The 17,459-nt window shown below is 71.2% G+C and carries 15 protein-coding genes and 1 pseudogene; 9 read left to right on the top strand and 7 right to left on the bottom strand.

What is annotated here, in order from left to right; all coding sequences use genetic code 11:
- Positions 1–199: 199 nt before the first annotated feature.
- The 3 genes and pseudogenes from ACFWYW_RS38990 to ACFWYW_RS38980 all read left to right on the top strand — a co-directional run.
- Entirely contained in the window at positions 200–985 is a 786-nt protein-coding gene (locus tag ACFWYW_RS38990) for an ABC transporter permease (protein ID WP_379616359.1), read from the top strand.
- Positions 978–1,766, top strand: a complete 789-nt coding sequence (locus ACFWYW_RS38985) for an ABC transporter permease (RefSeq protein ID WP_379616361.1) — start codon at positions 978–980, stop codon at positions 1,764–1,766. Before ACFWYW_RS38990 ends, ACFWYW_RS38985 begins: the two co-directional genes overlap by 8 nt.
- Positions 1,767–1,768: 2 nt before the next feature.
- Positions 1,769–2,449, top strand: a pseudogene (locus ACFWYW_RS38980) (ATP-binding cassette domain-containing protein); the annotation flags it as partial.
- Between the two features lie 50 nt (positions 2,450–2,499).
- Here ACFWYW_RS38980 and ACFWYW_RS38975 read toward each other — a convergent pair.
- Positions 2,500–2,979 carry a hypothetical protein gene (locus tag ACFWYW_RS38975; RefSeq protein ID WP_379641208.1) on the bottom strand — a complete coding sequence of 160 codons (480 nt, stop codon included), beginning with the start codon at positions 2,977–2,979 and terminating at the stop codon, positions 2,500–2,502.
- A gap of 115 nt (positions 2,980–3,094) precedes the next feature.
- Between ACFWYW_RS38975 and ACFWYW_RS38970 the strand changes: the two genes are divergently transcribed.
- Positions 3,095–3,634, top strand: a complete 540-nt coding sequence (locus ACFWYW_RS38970) for an MFS transporter (RefSeq protein WP_379616365.1) — start codon at positions 3,095–3,097, stop codon at positions 3,632–3,634.
- A gap of 54 nt (positions 3,635–3,688) precedes the next feature.
- The gene (locus tag ACFWYW_RS38965) at positions 3,689–4,408 is read left to right on the top strand and encodes a YcnI family protein (RefSeq protein ID WP_379616367.1); all 720 of its coding nucleotides are present in this window, start codon (positions 3,689–3,691) and stop codon (positions 4,406–4,408) included.
- A gap of 496 nt (positions 4,409–4,904) precedes the next feature.
- On the opposite strand, the gene ACFWYW_RS38960 is transcribed toward ACFWYW_RS38965, so the two are convergent.
- From ACFWYW_RS38960 to ACFWYW_RS38950, 3 genes are read right to left on the bottom strand one after another with little or no spacing between them, the layout of a single operon-like run.
- Positions 4,905–5,864, bottom strand: a complete 960-nt coding sequence (locus tag ACFWYW_RS38960) for an ABC transporter permease (RefSeq protein WP_379616369.1) — start codon at positions 5,862–5,864, stop codon at positions 4,905–4,907.
- On the bottom strand, positions 5,851–6,798 hold the full coding sequence (locus tag ACFWYW_RS38955; RefSeq protein WP_379616371.1) for an ABC transporter ATP-binding protein: 948 nt from the start codon (positions 6,796–6,798) through the stop codon (positions 5,851–5,853). Before ACFWYW_RS38955 ends, ACFWYW_RS38960 begins: the two co-directional genes overlap by 14 nt.
- Positions 6,795–7,889, bottom strand: coding sequence for an outer membrane lipoprotein carrier protein LolA (locus ACFWYW_RS38950; protein ID WP_379616373.1), 1,095 nt, complete (start codon positions 7,887–7,889; stop codon positions 6,795–6,797). The genes ACFWYW_RS38955 and ACFWYW_RS38950 overlap by 4 nt, the downstream gene beginning before the upstream one ends.
- A 642-nt stretch (positions 7,890–8,531) precedes the next feature.
- On the opposite strand from ACFWYW_RS38950, the gene ACFWYW_RS38945 reads away from it, so the two are divergent.
- From ACFWYW_RS38945 to ACFWYW_RS38935, 3 genes are all read left to right on the top strand, one after another.
- The gene (locus tag ACFWYW_RS38945) at positions 8,532–9,206 is read left to right on the top strand and encodes a response regulator transcription factor (RefSeq protein ID WP_379616375.1); all 675 of its coding nucleotides are present in this window, start codon (positions 8,532–8,534) and stop codon (positions 9,204–9,206) included.
- Positions 9,199–10,584 (top strand): sensor histidine kinase, encoded by a 1,386-nt coding sequence (locus tag ACFWYW_RS38940; protein WP_379616377.1) that lies wholly within the window; start codon positions 9,199–9,201, stop codon positions 10,582–10,584. Before ACFWYW_RS38945 ends, ACFWYW_RS38940 begins: the two co-directional genes overlap by 8 nt.
- A 67-nt stretch (positions 10,585–10,651) precedes the next feature.
- Entirely contained in the window at positions 10,652–10,825 is a 174-nt protein-coding gene (locus ACFWYW_RS38935) for a hypothetical protein (RefSeq protein WP_379616379.1), read from the top strand.
- Positions 10,826–10,829: 4 nt separating this feature from the next.
- Here the strand turns inward: ACFWYW_RS38935 and ACFWYW_RS38930 are convergent, their stop codons facing one another.
- The 3 genes from ACFWYW_RS38930 to ACFWYW_RS38920 form a co-directional block, all read right to left on the bottom strand.
- Positions 10,830–13,685: a BTAD domain-containing putative transcriptional regulator gene (locus ACFWYW_RS38930; RefSeq protein WP_379616381.1), complete on the bottom strand. Its 2,856-nt coding sequence runs from the start codon at positions 13,683–13,685 to the stop codon at positions 10,830–10,832.
- 84 nt (positions 13,686–13,769) lie between these two features.
- On the bottom strand, positions 13,770–14,603 hold the full coding sequence (gene folP / locus ACFWYW_RS38925) for a dihydropteroate synthase (protein ID WP_379616383.1): 834 nt from the start codon (positions 14,601–14,603) through the stop codon (positions 13,770–13,772).
- A gap of 294 nt (positions 14,604–14,897) precedes the next feature.
- Positions 14,898–15,767, bottom strand: coding sequence for a LysR substrate-binding domain-containing protein (locus ACFWYW_RS38920; protein WP_379616385.1), 870 nt, complete (start codon positions 15,765–15,767; stop codon positions 14,898–14,900).
- A gap of 665 nt (positions 15,768–16,432) precedes the next feature.
- On the opposite strand from ACFWYW_RS38920, the gene ACFWYW_RS38915 reads away from it, so the two are divergent.
- Positions 16,433–17,425, top strand: a complete 993-nt coding sequence (locus tag ACFWYW_RS38915; RefSeq protein ID WP_379616387.1) for a neutral zinc metallopeptidase — start codon at positions 16,433–16,435, stop codon at positions 17,423–17,425.
- The last annotated feature ends 34 nt before the right edge of the window (positions 17,426–17,459 follow it).

Genomic DNA, 17,459 nt, shown 5'->3' with positions numbered 1-17,459 from the left:
GCCTCCGATATATCCCCTTCCCTTCTGGAACATCGCTCTACCCACCAGTAAGTATCAACTCGCTTACGCGGATATTTCGGGGCGACCGCTCAAAAACCCGTTGCCACCACAGGCCCGGCGGCGCATAATGCATGGCTTGCCCGGCATACCCGTGCGCACCCCCGCGCACGGGCCGTTGTCGTGCCCTCACTCTCCGGAGGTGCACACCATTCTCCTCTACGCCCGGCTCGTCCGGTACGGCTTCCGCAAACACGCCACCTATGTAGCGGCAGCACTGGCCGGCGCCTTCACCAACAGCGTCTTCGGCATCCTGCGCGCCTACGTCCTCATCGCCCTGTGGCAGGCCAGGCCGGGTCTGGCCGGCTACGACGTGCTCGACGCCGTCACGTTCTGCTTCATCACGCAGGCCTTCATCGGCCCGATGCAGCTGTTCGGCGGCGGCCTGACCATCCCCGAACGCATCCGCAGCGGCGACATCGCCCTCGACCTGGTCCGGCCCGCCTCCCTGCAACTGTGCTCGCTCGCGGAGGACCTGGGGCGGGCGGGCTACCTGTTCATCGTGCGGGGCCTGCCGCCGACGATCCTCGGCGCCCTGTTGTTCGGCATCACCGCGCCGGACAACGCGGGCGCCTTCCTGGTCAGCTTCACGCTCGGCGTGGTGGTCAGCTTCGGCTGGCGCTACCTGGTGGCGCTGTCGGTGTGCTGGCTGCTCGACGACCGCGGCACCCTGGCCGTCTCCCTGGTGCTGACCACGTTCTTCAGCGGCATGATGCTGCCGCTGGGCATCTTCCCCGGCTTCCTCGGCGACCTGGCCGCGGCGCTGCCGTGGGCGGCCATGGTCCAGATTCCCATGGACGTCTACCTGGGCAAGACCGACGTCTGGCAGGCGCTCGGCGTCCAGGTGCTCTGGGTCGCGGTGATGCTCGGGCTGGGCGCGCTCGGCACCCGCCTGATCCGCCACCGGGTGGTGATCCAGGGTGGTTAGAACCTACGTGCTGCTGGCCTGGACCTGGACGCGCGCCGCGGCCGCGTACCCGGTCTCCTTCACGATCATGACGGTGCTCGGCTTCCTGGTCGCCGGGCTCGACGTGGCCGCCATCCTGGTGATCTTCTCCAACACCACCACGCTGGCCGGCTTCACCCGCGACCAGGTTCTCTTCCTGTACGGCACCTCCAACGTGGCCTTCGCGCTCTGCGACATGCTGGTCAGCAACCTCGACCGGATCAGCATGCACGTGAAGGCCGGCACGTTCGACACCATGCTGATCCGCCCGGTCAGCACCTGGATCCAGACGGCCACCGACCGCTTCCTGATCACCCGGATCGGCCGGGTGCTCCAGGCCCTGCTCGTGCTCGGCTACGCCGTGACCGCGCTCGACCTGCCCTGGTCGCGGCTGTGGATGGTGCCGATCATGATCGGGTGCGGGTTCGTCATCTTCTCCGCGCTCTGGACCCTGGCCGGGGCGCTGCAGTTCGTGCTGACCGACGCGCCGGAGGTGTCCAGCGCGTTCACCTACGGCAGCGGGCAGCTCACCCAGTACCCGTTCGCGATCTACGGCAGGGAACTGGTGCGCGGGGTGACGTACGTGCTGCCGCTGGCCTTCGTCAACTGGCAGCCCGGCCTGTACGTCCTCGGCCTGCCCGATCCCTTCGGCACGCCGGAGTTCATGCGCTTCCTGGGACCCGTCGCGGCCCTCGTCCTCGCCCTGCTGGCCGGGCTGGCCTGGCGCCAGGGCATCCGAAGCTACCGATCCACCGGGAGTTGACCATGATCGAGCTGGACCGGGCCGGGCGTTCCTTCAAGGTGAAGAGGAACGTCGTGCATGCCGTACACGATCTGTCCTTCACCGTGGCGCCGGGTGAGTTCGTCGGCTACCTCGGCCCCAACGGCGCGGGCAAGTCCACCACCATCAAGATGCTCTGCGGCATCCTCACCCCCACCTCGGGCACGGTACGCGTGGCCGGGCTCGACCCCTCGCGCAGGCGCACGGTCGTGGCCCGGCGCATCGGCGTGGTCTTCGGCCAGCGCACGACGCTGTGGTGGGATCTGCCGCTCAAGGACAGTTTTGAACTGATCCGGCTCCTTTACAAAGTAGATCGCAAGGACTTCCGGGTCCGGCTGGACGAGCTCGTCGAGACGCTCGACCTCAGCGCGTTCATGAAGACTCCGGTGCGGCAGCTCAGCCTGGGCCAGCGCATGCGCGGCGACCTGACCGCCGCGCTCCTGCACGCGCCCGAGGTGCTGGTGCTCGACGAGCCCACCATCGGCCTGGACGTCGTCAGCAAGAACAGCATCCGCGCCTTCCTCCAGCGCGTGAACGCCGAGCGGGGCACCACCGTGCTGCTCACCACCCACGACCTCGGCGACATCGAACGGCTGTGCAAGCGGGTCATGGTGATCGACCACGGCAGGATGCAGTTCGACGGCACGCTGGACGAGCTGATGGCGGGCGAGAACTCCCTGGAGGAGGTCGTCACCCGCCTCTACACCGCGGGCGCTCAGTAGTAGGAGCTCTCCTGCGTCTGCTCGTACTCCTCGTCCATGTCGTCGTAGCGGCGGGCCCAGCGGGAGGGGATCAGCACGGGGATGAACATCGCGACGCCGAGCAGGGCGTAGAAGCCCGAGGTCAGCATCGCCTTGTTGCCCGCGCCCGCCTCGGTGAGCAGCCAGTGCATGGTGGGCTGGTCGGGGATGAGCGACAGCGCGCGTACCGCGTCGAGGGCGTAGACCACCGTCCACGCCAGAAGCACCAGGGACGGGACGAACGTGGCCAGGGGCGAGACCCGCCCCGCCACCACCAGCCCGACCACCAGCCCGACGGCCGCCATGGCCCCGAGCGCGATCCACAACCGCTGCCCGCTCACCGGCGTGCCCATGCCGGCGACGAACGCCTGCTGGACTGCCCATCCTCCGCCTACGAGCACGGCGGCTGTCACCACCAGGCCGAGAAGTAAGCCAGCAAAGTGCCGCAACGTCATCACCTCATGTCAACGCGATCGGCACAGACCCTAGCGACAAAAGCCACAAATCAGCCAGGCATTGGTCACCTTGGGACTACCACAACCACTGCCCCGTGAGAGCATGAGGCAACCCATGCGCGCCCAACTCCCGCTCCGGCTCACCCGCTCGGCCGCCTTCGCCGCGGTCGGCGTGGGACTCGCCGCGCTCGCCCACACCATGGCCGGCGGCGCCGCCCCCACCCCGGGTTTGTTCTGCCTGAGCCTCGCGGCGGTCATGGCGCTGGGCACGGTCCTGTCCGGCCGCGAACGCACCCCGGCCACCATCAACACCGTCCTGATCGCCACCCAGCTCGCCCTGCACACCGCCTTCGGCTACGCGTCCGGCCCCGCGGTCCTCTCCCCGCTGACCGACCCCGAGCACGGCCTCGGCCAGAACACCGGCATGCTCCTCACGCACCTCATCGCCACCCTGCTCACGGGCTGGTGGCTGGCGCGCGGCGAGGGCGCGCTGTGGTCGCTCCTGCGCCGCCTGGGCCGCCGCCTGGCGCTGCTGCTCGTGTGCGTCGTTCCTGCCCGGGTACGGCAGGCCGCCTTCTTCACCTCCCGCCGCGTACCGGTCTGCCCGGCCGTCACGCTCACCGTCAGCAGGCGCGGTCCTCCACTTCCCGCCTGACCATCTGACACCCCTTTCATCCCCTTTCCCTGACAGCGAAGTGGAGATTTCCGCATGTCCTTCCTCCGACGTGCCGCGACCGTGCTCGCCGCCGCCTCAGCCCTCACCCTCGGCCTGGCCGCCCCGGCCCTGGCCCACGTCACCATCAACCCGGGCACCGCCGAGCAGGGCGGGTTCACCAAGGTCGCCTTCCGCGTACCGAACGAGCGCGACGACGCCGGCACCACCAAGATCGAGGTCGCCTTCCCGACCGACCACCCGCTCGCCTTCGTCAGCGTCAAGCCCGTGCCCGGCTGGACCGTCAAGGTCACGGAGAGCAAGCTGCCCCAGCCGGTGAAGACGGAGTTCGGCGACCTGGAAGAGGCCGTCACCAAGGTCGAGTGGTCCGGCGGCAAGATCAACCCGGGCGAGTTCCAGGAGTTCGAGGTCTCGATGGGCCAGCTCCCGAAGGACGTCGACCAGCTGATCTTCCCCACCACCCAGACCTACTCGGGCGGTGAGGTGGTCAAGTGGTCCGACGCCCCCAAGTCCGACGGCACCGAGGCAGAGCACCCGGCCCCCGTCCTGAAGCTGACCCCCGCGACAGCCGACGCCCACGGCACCCCCTCAGCCCCGGCCACCACCGCCCCGGCCGCCAAGCCGTCACTGACCCCGGTAGCGGCCTCGTCCTCTGCCTCCGACAACACCGCCCGCCTGCTGGGCGGCGCCGGCCTGGCAGTAGGCGTCATCGGCCTGGTAGTAGCCGCCCTGGCCCTCCGCCGCCGCCCCTCCTAACCCACCCCGGAAAACCCGGAAAACCCGGAAAACCCGGAAAACCCGGAAAACCCGGAAAACCAGACCCCCGGAACCCACCCTCCAGAGCCCACCACCCCTGGGCCCGACCCCCAAGGCCCGGGCCCAGGACCGAACCCCCAGCGTTGGCACCCCAACACCCCAAGCCCCCTGCCTGAACACCTCCCGGTAGCGCACCCCCCGGAACGCCCGCCGAAGTCAGGGCACCGCCGCCGCACCCACACCCACACCCACGCTTGTCAGCGCCGCAACGGCGGGACGCGTCACGGTCGAGCCCGGCGCAACACGAACGGCGCCCAGCCCTGCCCCACCCCACGCGGACCCGTACGCGTGTACGGCGGATGGCCACGCCACGGTCCCCGGTCAGCGAAGGGCCGTGACGGTGGGTGCCACGTCCGACGTGAGAAGCGATCCCCCCGACCTGCGCGAGCCCACGTCGGCGGGTGGCGCCCACCTGGCCCGCCGTAAAGGAAAAAAGCTATGAAGATATATCCTTGCCAGAAAACCTCGCCCAGGCGATGGAGAGGAACAGGGCGATGTAGGCGGTGAAGGCCAGCAGCCCGCCCGACATGTCGCCGATGGGATCGCGCAACGCCCCGTCGAACCCCGACCAATGCGTCGGCAGCAGGTACGGCGCCAGCCAGTCCAGCTGCGGAAACGCCCGCAGCACCTGCGTGACGATGATCAGCACCAGCGTGGCCGCGATGGCCCCGATCGACACCTCCGTCAGCGTCGACAGCGCCAGCGCGACGGCGGCCAGCGCCGCCATCCCCGCGCTCACGTACCCGACGGTGACGAGGATTCGCAGCAACCCGTCCGCGAAGCTCACGGTCGTCCCCGACAGCAGCGTCACCGGCCCGACGGGGAACAACGCCACCCCCACCACCAGCGCCGACACCGCCACGGCCGCGGTCACGGCGACGGCGAAGATGACCGCGTTGAGGTATTTGACCGCCAGCAGCCGTCCCCGCCCGGCCGGCGCGGCGAGCAGGTAGCGCAGGGTCCCGGCCCCGGCCTCGCCCGCGATCGAGTCACCGGCGACGACCGCGACCGCGATCGGCATCAGCAACGGCACCAGCGCCGACAACGCCACGAACGTCAGCATGAGGCTGTTCCCCGCCGTGGCCGCCAGCAGCGCGCCCATGCCGCCGTCGGCGTCCTCGGTGCCGATGCTCTTCAGCACGATGCCGATGATCACCGGCACCAGCGCGAGCACGCCGAGCATGATGAGGTTGCGCGGACGCCGGAACGTCAGCCCGAGCTCAGAACGCAGCAACCGCCAGAACGCCACCACCCCGCCGGACGGCTCGGGCTCGGACAGCACGGACGGCTCGGGCTCCGGCGGCGCGGCGGCGCGTTCGGCGCTGCGCCGTGTCTCGCTCACCGGCACCAGTCCCGGCGTCCGGCGAGCGCCGGTCTGGGTGTCAGCCGTCGACATCGAACCCCTCCCCCGTCAGTCCCACGAACACGTCCTCCAGGCTCGTGCGCACCACCGACAGCCCGCGTACGGCCACGCCCGCCACGACCAGTTCCGCGTTGATCCGCTCCGGCGCCTGCCCGCCGAGTTCCGCGGTCACGTCGGAGCCCACGCGCACGTCGGGCAGGTCGAGCGCGGTCAGCACCCGTGCGGCCGTTTCCAGGTCGGGCGTGTCGATCCTGATCCGGGCGGCGCGCCCGCCGCTGAGCGAGGCGATGGTGCCCTGGGCGACGAGCCGCCCGGCGCTCATGATCCCGGCGTGGGTGCACATCTGCTCGACCTCGGCCAGCAGGTGCGAGGAGACGAACACGGTCGTGCCCTCGGCGGCGACGTCCTTGACCAGGGCGCGTACCTCGCGGGTGCCCTGCGGGTCGAGTCCGTTCGTGGGCTCGTCGAGCACCAGCAGCCGCCGGGGCCGCAGCAGCGCGGCGGCGATGGCCAGGCGCTGGCGCATGCCCAGCGAGTACGCCCGGTAGCGCTTGCCCGCGGCCGCGGCGAGACCGACCCGCTCCAGGGCCTGCGCGGCCCGCGTCCTGGCGGTCCTGGGCGGCGCGCTCGGGTCGGCGGCGTCGAAGCGCAGCAGATTCGCCTCGCCCGACAGGTACGGATAGAAGGCCGGCCCCTCCACCAACGCCCCCACCGTGGTCAGGGGCGGCATCGTGAAAGTGCCCTCCGTGGGCGCGATCAGCCCGAGCAGCATGCGGATCGTGGTCGTCTTGCCCGAGCCGTTCGGCCCGAGGAAGCCGTAGACGGACCCGCGCGGCACGTCCAGGTCGATCGCGTCCACCGCGACCTGGCCGCCGCGAAAGCGCTTGGTCAGGCCACTGGTGGTGATGGCGGCGGGCGGGGCCGCCCCGGAGGGCGCCCCCGCTTCCAACATGACCTCGGATGTCACTGGCCTGCGACCTTGACGAGCTCGTCAGGGGTGACCGCGCCGGCCAGCAGGCGGCCGTCGTCGGTCAGCAGGGCGGTGACCAGTTTGGTCTTGATCATCTTGCCGGAGCCCCATGCGCCGCTCACCGGGGTCGCCTGGTCGAGGATGAGCTTCGCGGTCTGGGCCTCGCGCGAGTTCGCGTCCTGCCCGTCCTGCTTGAACGGCAGCACCGCCACGCTCGTCCAGCCCTTGCCGATCACCTTGAGCTGCTCGGCGGCCTTCTCGGCCTCCTTGTCGTGACCGGCCGGCGGCTCGCTCAGCTGGCCGAAGTCCTTCTCCTCCACCTTGGCGCCCGCGGGCGGGGTGAAGGCGAAGTTCTCCTCGGCCGGCGGGCTGAACGTCACCTGCGTGAACCCGACCTGGAAAGCCGGTTCCGCCGAGCCCTTGGCGAACACCTGCACCTGCAGCGGCTGGTAGTTCTCGCCGTCCAGGGCCAGGCGCACCTCCTTCACCAGCGAGCTCTGCGCCTTGGGCGTCAGCACCAGCTGGTAGACGGAACGGCCGGCGACCTCGGCGGTGTTCGTCACCGAGACGCCCGTGTCCTCGTTGACCCGGTCCAGGAACGTCTCGGCGACCTGCTGCGGCGTCAGGTCCGTCGGGCTCGGCGTCGCAAGCGGCTCCTTCCGCTGCTCGGACTTGGCGGGCAGCTTCACCTTGGTCGCGGTGTTCGTGCCGCTGTCCCAGTACCAGGTCTGGTCGCCGTTGACGATCAGGTTGGTCTCACTCATCTGGCCGGGCAGGGCGATCCTCAGCCGGTCCTGCGCGCCGTACCAGACCTTGACCTCGTGCGAACCGGACAACAACGCCAGCGGCGAGGCCTCACCACCCTGGGCGGGCAGCGCGGGCAGGCCGAGCGAAGCCGTCTGCTGGACCGTGCCCGACATCGGCGGCGGCCCACCCGCCTTCTTGACCGCCGCGGCGGCATCGGCCAGCAGCTGCTCGGCCGTACGTTCGGGCAGGACGGGCTCGCCGCTGACGGCGGCGATCACGGGACCGGCGCCGACCGCCGCCCCGATCACGGCGGCGGCCGCGATCGGGACCCCCCACCTCACGATCGTTCCTCTGCGCATCTCACTCCTTCACGGTATGCGGATGTTCCCACCGTGGTGCATCGGTCCTTAGGTGATCCTGAGAGCGTCTGAGAGCCCTCTCAGCTGCTCCCCGTCCCGACGTTGCGGTCTCCCTTCCTATCCGTTACGGCGAAGCCGCCGCCCACACCACCCGCCGACGTGTGTCGGCGCAGGTCGGCGGGATCGCTTCTCACGTCGGACAACTCCCCGCCGCAACGGCCCCCTTACCCAGCCACCCCGGCCCCGGCCGGCCTCCGCACACCTTGCGCCGACCTCCACCGCACCCCGTCCCGCCGCACCGGCGCCCAAAAGCGTCGGAGTGCGCGGGAGCGTCGAGACCGCCCAAAGCGCTCGCCGACCATCCCGGAACGCCGCACCCTCGGACGCCGCGCCCCCAAGCACCGCGTGCCCCGGACACCGCGTGCCCAGGCCGGGCGCCGCGCGTCTTGCGCCGACCTCCACCGCACCCCGTCCCGCCGGACCGGCGCTCTTCAAGCGTTGGGGTGTCCGTGGCGCGGGGCACCGTTTCAGGGGGCTGGCTGCGTGCGGAGACGGCTTGACCGGGGGTGCGTGGGGTGGGTGGGCTGAGAGGGTTCTCAGGCGGGGGTGCCTACACTCCAGGGCATGAGGGTTCTGGTCGTCGAGGATGAGCGGCGTATGGCGGCGGCGCTGCAGCGTGGTCTGCAGGCGGAGGGGTTCGCCGTGGATCTGGCCCACGACGGCGAGGAAGGGCTGCACCTGGCCCGCAACGGCGAGTACGACGTGGTCGTCCTGGACATCATGCTGCCCCGCCTGTCCGGCTACAACGTCTGCAAGCACCTGCGCGCCGAGGAGAACTGGGTGCCGATCCTGATGTTGTCGGCCAAGGACGGCGAGTACGACATGGCCGACGGTCTCGATCTCGGGGCCGATGACTATCTGACCAAGCCGTTCTCCTACGTGGTGCTGGTCGCGCGGCTCAGGGCGCTGCTCAGGCGGGACGCGGGCCGGCGGCCGGCCGTTCTGACCGCCGGGGATCTGTCGCTGGACCCGGCCCGGCGACGGGTGGAGCGTGGCGAGGCGCAGGTCGAGCTGACGCCGCGGGAGTTCGCGCTGCTGGAGTACCTGCTGCGGCGGCGGGACGAGGTCGTGTCGAAGTCGGAGATCCTGGAGCACGTCTGGGACACCTTCGACACCGACCCGAACGTCGTCGAGGTCTATGTCGGCTATCTCCGCCGCAAGATCGACGCCCCGTTCGGCAGGAACGCGCTGCAGACCGTGCGCGGCGCGGGCTACCGCCTGGCCGGCGACGGTGGCTGACTCGCCGCTGGCCTGGTGGCGGCGGCAGGGGCTGCGGTTCCGGCTGACCATGGTGGCCGCCGCGGTGCTGGCGCTGGCGCTGGCGATCTCGGCGTCGGTGCTGCTCAGCGTGCTGCAGCGGGCGCTGCTCGGCACGGTGGAGGACTCGTTGCGCCAGCAGGCGCAGACGGTGCGGGTCAAGGCCGACAACGAGACGCTGACCAGCCCGATCGTCACCCATGACGGGACGATCGTGCAGGTTCTGGAGCGCGACGGCCGGATCGCGAACGTCACCTACGGCGCCGACCGGCTGGTCCCGCTGCTGGACGCTCCGGCCAGGCAGCGTGCGCTCAAGGGCGAGGCGCTCTATCTGGACGGCCGGCCGTACGCGATCCCGGGGCCGCTGCACGTCGTGGCGGTGAGCGCGGACCGGGGCCGCACCGTGCTGGCGGCGCGCCCGATCGGCGAGATCGTCCAGAGCCTGGGCGTGGCCGGGAAGGTGCTGTTCGTGGGTACGCCCGCGCTGGTGGTGCTGCTGGCCGCGGCGAGCTGGCTGATCATCGGCAGGACGCTGCGGCCGATCGCCGCGCTGCGCAGGGGCGCCGCCGACATCACCCACACCGCCCGCTCGCGCCGCCTGCCGGTGCCGCAGGCCCGCGACGAGGTGCACGCGCTGGCGCTCACGCTCAACGACATGCTGGCCCGCCTGGAGGAGGCGGAGAAGCGCCAGCGCTCGCTGGTCTCCGACGCCTCCCACGAGCTGCGGAGCCCACTGGCCAGCATCCGCCTGCAGCTGGAGGTGGCGCTGGGCCATCCGGAGGGCGCCGACTGGCAGGAGACGGCCGAGGGCGTGCTGGAGGACACGTTGCGTCTGTCGCGCCTGGCCGAGGACCTGCTCGCGCTGGCCCGCCTCGACGAGCGCGGCGGCCGTCCGGCCCGCCGCGAGCCGGTCGGCCTCGACGAGGTGGTACGGCGCTGCGTCGAGCGCTACGGCGAGGCCCACCTGGTGGCCTGCGACCCGGTCCTGGTGACCGGCGACGCCCTCGACCTGACCAGGGTGCTGACGAACCTGCTGGACAACGCCGTCCGCCATGCCGCCTCCAAGGTGGAGGTGGCGCTGACGGCCGACGGCGTGCTGACCGTGACCGACGACGGCCCCGGCATCCCGCCGGAGGACCGCGAGCGCGTCTTCGACCGCTTCACCCGGCTGGACTCGGGCCGGGGCCGCGACGAGGGCGGCGCGGGGCTGGGACTGGCCATCGTGCGGGAGACGGTGCGCGCGCACGACGGCCGCGTGTATCTGGAGGACGCGCTGCCCGGCCTGCGCGTGGTGGTGGAGCTCCCCGCCGCCCGCAAAAACCCGGAGAAGCCTGCGAAGACGCATAAAGCGGATCGATAGCGCCTTCCCCTACGCTCCCCCGGACGGACGCGCGCCGTCCGCGATCAACGAACGTGAAGGAAACACCATGCGCAACATCCTTATCGCCCTGGGCCTGGCCGCGGCTCTCGCGGGCGGCACCGTGGCGGTCGCCTCCACCGCGGCGGCCAAGCCGGTCATCGGCTGCGAGGGCAAGCCGCTGTGCGACGACGACGACATGCACTGGCCCAACCCGATCGGCTCGCCCACTCCCAAGACCTGACCGGTCAGCGCGCGCGGGCGAGGGCCTCGGCGGCCTTCGCCCGCCATGGTTCGGCGCCGATCTCCTCGAACAACGCGTACGCCTCCTGAAGGTGTGACTCGGCGGCCCGTTCGCCGCCCTCCATCATCAGCAGCCCGAGGTTCAGCCGGATCCGGCCGGAGATGAGCCGCTCCCCCAGCCGCTCGGCGAGGTCCAGCGCCGCCGCCAGCGTCCCCTTGGCCTGGTCGGGCTGGCCGAGCGCGATCCTGGCCTCGGCGATGCCCTGCATGACGTAGGCCTCGCCGATCCGGTCGCGGACGTCGCGCACGATCACGGCCGCCGCCTCGAACGCCTCCAGGGCCCGCCGGCCCTCGCCCTTCAGCAGCGCGAGGCGGCCGATGGAGTTGAGTGCCTGGGCCTCACCGCGTGGCACGCCCTCCTCCCGGAAGATCTCCAGCGCCTGCTCAAGCAGGGGGCTGCCCTCGTCGAGCGTGCCCCGTTCCAGGTGGATGACGGCCAGGTTGACCAGCGCGTGGGCCTCGGCGGCCCGGTCGCCGACGGCGCGCAGCAGGGGCAGGGCCTGTTCGTAGCGCTCCCTGGCGGCGGCGATGTCGCCGCGCATCCGCTCGACCATCGCCATGTTCCGCAGGGCCAGGGCGCGGCCGTGGGTCTCGCCGATCTCGTCGAACAGGTCGAGCGCCTCGGTCAGCATGGGGTGGGCCTCGCCGTACCTCTGCTGGAAGACGGCGAGTGAGCTCAGCGAGTAGACCATCGCGCCCTCGCCGCGGATGTTGCCCGCCTCGCGGCAGGCCTTGAGCGCGAGTTCGCTGACCGCGCGCCACTCGTCGAAGTAGCCGTGGGTCTCGAACAGAGTGATCGCGGTCATCGCGATGCTCCAGCACAGCTCGTCCAGGCCGTGCGCGGCGGCCTGGCGCACGAGCGCGAGCAGCGTGGCGCGCTCGCCGTCGAGCCAGGTCAGCGGGTCGTCGCCGATGAGCGCGTCGGCCAGCGTGGGCGCGAAGGGACCGGATCCCGCCTTGCCGCGCAGGAGCGTGAAGTGGCCGCCGTAGTAGCGCTCGTGGGCGCGCTCGCTGAGGCGGACGAAGGCGGAGCAGGCACGCTCCAGGGTGGCCAGCCGCTGCTCGCGGCGTTCCTCGGTCTGCGCGCGCTCGCCGGCGAAGGCGCGTACGAGATCGTGGATGGCGTAGTGGCCGCCTCGGACGGTCAGCAGGGACGCGCCGACGAGCTCGTCGAGCGCCTGCTCGGCGTCGCCGTCGAGCAGCGCGCCGGCCATCCAGGCGGTCGTCTGCGGGCTGTCGAGCAGTCCGATCCGCCGGAAGAGGGTACGCGCCCGCGCGGACAGGCCCCGGTAGGACACCTCCAGGCTGGCCCGGACCTCCAGGTCGCCGTGGCTGAGCACGTCGAGCATGGTACGTGAGTCGCTGAGCAGGCCGACCAGGGTCTCGATCGTCCACTGGGGGCGCACGGCCAGCCGGGCGCCGGCGATGCGCAGCGCCAGGGGCAGGCCGCCGCACTGGGCGGCGAGCCTCCTGAGCGCGTCGGGTTCCGCGGCGGCGCGCCGTTCGCCGACGTCGCCCATGAGCAGCCGGACGGAACCGGCGTCGTCCAGGACCTCCAGCCTGATCACCCAGTGCTCGGCCATCCCGATGGGGCGCTCGCGGCCGGTCACCAGCACGCCGCAGGGCCCGCCGCCGGGCAGCAGCGGCCAGATCTGCTCGAAGGATCCGGCGTTGTCGAGCAGGACGAGCAGCCTGCGTCCGGCGACCGTGGAGCGGAACAGGGCGCCGCGTTCCTCGGCCGAGCGCGGGATGGCGCTGACGCCGAGCGCGCGCAGGAACATGCTGAGCACGTCGGTGGCCTCGGTCTGCCCGTCGCGCAGGTCCACGTAGAGCTGGCCGTCGGGGTAGTGCGAGGACAGCTCGTGGGCGGCGTGCACGGCCAGTTCGGTCTTGCCTACGCCGGCGCGGCCCACGACGGCGGCCATGGGCAGCGGCCCGTCCGCGCCCGAAGTGGCCAGCATGCCGGTGAGCCTGGCCAGCTCGGCGGAGCGGCCGGCGAGCGTGGAGATCATCGGCGGGAGCTGGCGCGGCACCGGCGTGAGCCTGACGGGCGGCGCGGGCCGGTCGAGCTCGTCCTCCTGGTTGAGGATGGCCAGCTCCAGGCGGCGCAGCTCGTCGCTGGGCTCCAGCCCGAGCGTGTCGAGGAGCATCTCGCGGTAGGCGCGGAAGGCGTCCAGCGCCTCGGCCTGCCGTCCCGAGCGGTACAGGGCCAGCATCAGGTGGTTGTGCGGCCGCTCGCGCAGCGGGTGGGCCTCGACCAGCCGCCGCAGCTCGCCGACCAGCTCCAGGTGGCGCCCGAGCCCCAGTTCCAGCTCGACGCACTGCTCGTTGGCCAGCAGCCGGCGTTCCTCAAGATCATGGACCATCGGCCGGATCAGGTCGCTGTCCACGTCGGACAGCGCCGGCCCGCGCCACAGCGCCAGCGCCGCGCGCAGCGTGCGCGCGGCCCGCTCGGGCTCCTCGCCGCGCGCCCGCGTGATCAGATCGTCGAACTCGGCCAGATCCAGCCGCGCCGGCTCCACCTTCACGACGTAGCCGGGCGAGCGCGTGATCAGCGTGTGGTACGGCTGCGCCGTGTCGTGAAGCACGCGGCGTAGCTGCGAGATCCGGATCTGCACCTGGTTGCGCGCGGTGCCCGGCGGGTTCTCCCCCCAGGCCGCCTCGATCATCCGCTCCAGCGGGACGACCCGGTTCGCTTCGAGCAGCAACATGGCCATGACGACCCGCTGGAGGCTGCCCCCGAGATGGAGCTCCTGTCCCTCGTGTTCGACCAGCAGCGGTCCGAGAATCTTGAATCGCATCCGCTCTCCTCCGCCGGTGATGCTTCCAAGCGGGTGTTGCACAAGATCTGCACTCTGATCGCAACCCAGCTAGGCACGGGGATACTACGCGAGCCGAGCTATCTCGGCGAGTGCGGATCGGGCGGATGCGGCATCGTGAACCCGGAAGACCCGGGCTCCCTGGAGCGCGGAAACGGCGAGTGTCGCGATGGTCCCCGCATGCCGCCGATCCACCGGCAGCCCGCCGAGCGTCTCGCCGACGAAGTCCTTGTTGGACACCGCCACGAGGACGGGCCAGCGCGTGGCCACCATTTCGTCCAGGCGTCTGCTGACCTCCAGCGAGTGGAAGGTGTTCTTGCCGAAGTCGTGGGCCGGATCGATGAGGATCGCGTCGCGGGCCACGCCCGCGGCCACGGCGCGCTCGGCCAGATCGACGGTGTAGCCGATGACGTCGTCCACCACGTCGGCGTAGGCGATGCGGTGCGGGCGGGTGCGCGGCTCCACGCGACCGGCGTGCGCGCACACCAGGCCGGTGCCGTGGCGGGCGGCCACCTCCGCGAGGCCGGGGTCGACGCCGCCCCAGGTGTCGTTGAGCAGATGGGCGCCGGCGCGGGCGACCACCTCGCCCACCTCGGCGCGCCAGGTGTCGACGCTGATCAGGAGGCCGGGGTGGCGTTCGCGCACCGCCTCGACCAGGTCGGCCACGCGGCGGATCTCCTCGGCGGCGTCGACGTCGTCGCCGGGCCCCGCCTTGACGCCGCCGATGTCGACGATGTCGGCGCCTCCGGCCACGGCCCGGTCCACGGCGTCGAGCGCGGCGGCGAAGCCGTACGTGCGGCCTTTGTCGTAGAAGGAGTCTGGGGTGCGGTTGACCACCGCCATGATGGCGTGCTCGCCGGGGGCGAAGGTGCGCTCTCCCAGGCGCAGCGTCCCGGTCATCAGAGGTTCCGCCGTCCGCCGAGGTGGCGACCGGGACGGGCGCGTCGGCCCGCGAGGCCTAGCCCATTACCGGCAAAGTGCGCCGGCAGGCCTTGCGGAGCCGCGTCCGGGTCGTCCAGGCCGGCGCGCGGGCCGGCTGCATCGAACTGGAACCTTGTCTTCTGGGGCCTGAAGCCCCGTCCCGTCGCGGATACCGGATCCCCTCCGCCCTGGCCGGGTGGCGGGCCCGCCTCTCGGACGTGGGTCGCGCGTGCGTCCGGGAAGGCAGTCGGTAGTCGGGTCATGCACAGAATGTTAGGCGGCACTTCCCTTCTCCGCCGTCGCCAGGAAGTCCTGGGCGCTCAGCGGCAGTCTCTTGCGGGCGTGCACGACGGCGATGACGCGCCGCACCGCGGGTTCCAAGGAGCGCACGACCAGGCCCGCACGGACGGCCATCTCGGCCAGGCCCCGATACCACAGCAGGGAGGCCTGTCCCGTTCTGACCGCGTTCAGCCAGCCGTTGCGCTCGTCGGTCTCGAGCACCACCACCGGGGTGACCGCGAACTTGCCGAACATGGCGTCCAGCTCCCTGCGCCGCAACGATCCTCGTGCGGGCAGTGCCAGGCGCATGCCGTGGAGACGGCCCATGGGGACCGGATCCGGCAGGTCGAGGCCCGGCGGGGAGATCAGCACGATCTCCTGCCGTTCCAGCGGATGGGTGATCAGGTCCGTGGGGACCGGGAGGTCCGTCAGGCCGAGGTCGGCCCTGGCCTCCCTGATGGCCGTGACGACTCCGTCGCGACCGTCACATCGCACGATCTGCACGCGAACCCCTGGATGCTCGGCGGTGTAGGCGGGCACCAACCGGCCCGCCAGTCCGGCTTCCAGGCTGGGAGTGGCGGCGATCCGCAGCTCCACCTCAGGGGATCCGCCGTGGCTCGCGAGCGCTTCGATCTCGCTTACGGCATCGAGTGCCTCCCTTGCCAGCTTGATGACTCTCCTGCCCTGCGCCGTGACCACGACGCCCCGACCCGAACGCGCGAAAAGCGTCATGCCCAGCTCGCGTTCAAGGTCCCGAATCGCCCGCGAAAGCGCAGGTTGCGCGATGTAGAGCGATCTGGCCGCGTCGGTCATTGTGCGGTGCTCCGCAGTTGCGACCACATAGCGGAGCTGCTGCAGATTCATGCCACTGAAGCTAGGACAACAGCCCCCGCCCGGTCCGGCACATAGCGGAGATCACCTCGAATGATTTCGGACCGTAACCGAGTACGCCCACATCCGTGACGGGTGATAAATCAGTATGCTTCTGCCCCAAATTCGGCAAAGGTCCGGTCTTGTCGGCAACGGGGTGAAGGGAGTTCACGGTGACGGGGAACGGGCAGCACCCACCGCCGCCCCACGGGCAGGGGCAGCCCCAGATTCCACCGTCGCGTCCGTGGCCGCCTCCGGGCTACCGAAAGCCGCAGGAACAGCCGTCGCCGCCCCAGGGGCCGTCCTATCCGCCGCCTCCGCCCCAGGGGCACCCGCCGCAGGGCCGTCCGCCGTACGGCCGGCCCGCGCCGCCCCAGGGCCCGCCGCCGCAGGGCCCGCCCGCGCCGCCCCAGGGCCGTCCCCCTTACGGACAACCGCAAGCACAACCGCCCTACCCGCAGCCTCCTTACGGACAACCGCAAGGACAGCCCCAAGCACGGCCGCAAGGGCAGCCCCCATATCAGCAGCCACCGCACCGGCAGCAGCCGTACGCGCAGCCGCCCCGGCCCCCGCAGGGCGGGTGGCCGCCGCCCCCGCCGCCGGGGCAGTTCCGGCAGTGGCCGCAACCGCAGCGCAAGAAGTCCGGCAGCACGGCCGCCGTGCTCGGCGCGGTCTTCGGCGTGGTGGCGGTGATCGGGGTGCTGCTCGTGGTCGGTTCCGCGCTGCTGATGGGCGGCGGGTCGCGTACCGAGACCTCGACGCCGATCGCGGTGCCGACCTACACGCCCCCGACGCGCAGCCACACCAGGGAGCCGATCCGGCCCACCCGGCGCCCGACGCCCACCGAGACGCGGTCGGAGGACACCGAGACCCGGCCCGACGACACCGAGACGGTCAACCCGCCCGCCCAGGTGAAGCTCGACACGAGCCTGAAGACCAACTCCATGTACCGGGCGGGCGCGCTGCCGCGCACGACGTGCCGGGCCGGCAACACCAGCATCTTCAGCCACAGCCAGCTCAAGGCGCTGATCCTGAAGACGGGCAGGTGCATGGACCAGGCGTGGGGGCCGATCCTGAAGCGCCAGGGCATCGGCTGGAGCCCGCCGGGCTACGCGATCGCCGCCAAGCGCGGCCGGGGCGCCTGCGGGGACTACCCGTCGCCGGGCAGCATCGTGCCGTACTACTGCCCGCGCAACAACACCATCTACGCCTCCACCTCGGCCATGGCCAAGGGGAACGGCAACGCCCTCGGCTACGGCCAGATCGTGCCGTGGAACGGGGCGATCATCAGCATGATGGCCCACGAGTACGGCCACCACGTGCAGAACATCAGCGGCGTCATGAACTCCTGGTGGTCCAGGACCCTGGACTCCACCAGCCGCAGCGGGAAGCTGGCGCTGAGCAGGAGGCTGGAGCTCCAGGCCACGTGTTTCGGCGGCATGTTCATGAAGGCCGTGGCGCCCAGTTACCCGATCAGCGCGGGCAACCGCGCCAAGCTCTTCTGGTTCTACTCCCGGGTCGGCGACCATCCCGGATACCCCCGCGACCACGGCTCTCCGGCCAACAACCACCGCTGGTTCCGCCAGGGCTGGGACCGCAACCAGGCCCTCCAGTGCAACACCTGGATGGCCTCTTCGTCCTCGACCTCCTGAGGTCATCCTTCGTTCATCTCAGATTGGCCAGTTG

The organism is Nonomuraea sp. NPDC059023, from assembly GCF_042740095.1.
In the GTDB taxonomy this organism is placed as follows: domain Bacteria; phylum Actinomycetota; class Actinomycetes; order Streptosporangiales; family Streptosporangiaceae; genus Nonomuraea.
The sequence above is the reverse complement of the archived record's forward strand: the minus strand, read 5'-3'. Positions and strand labels throughout refer to the sequence as shown.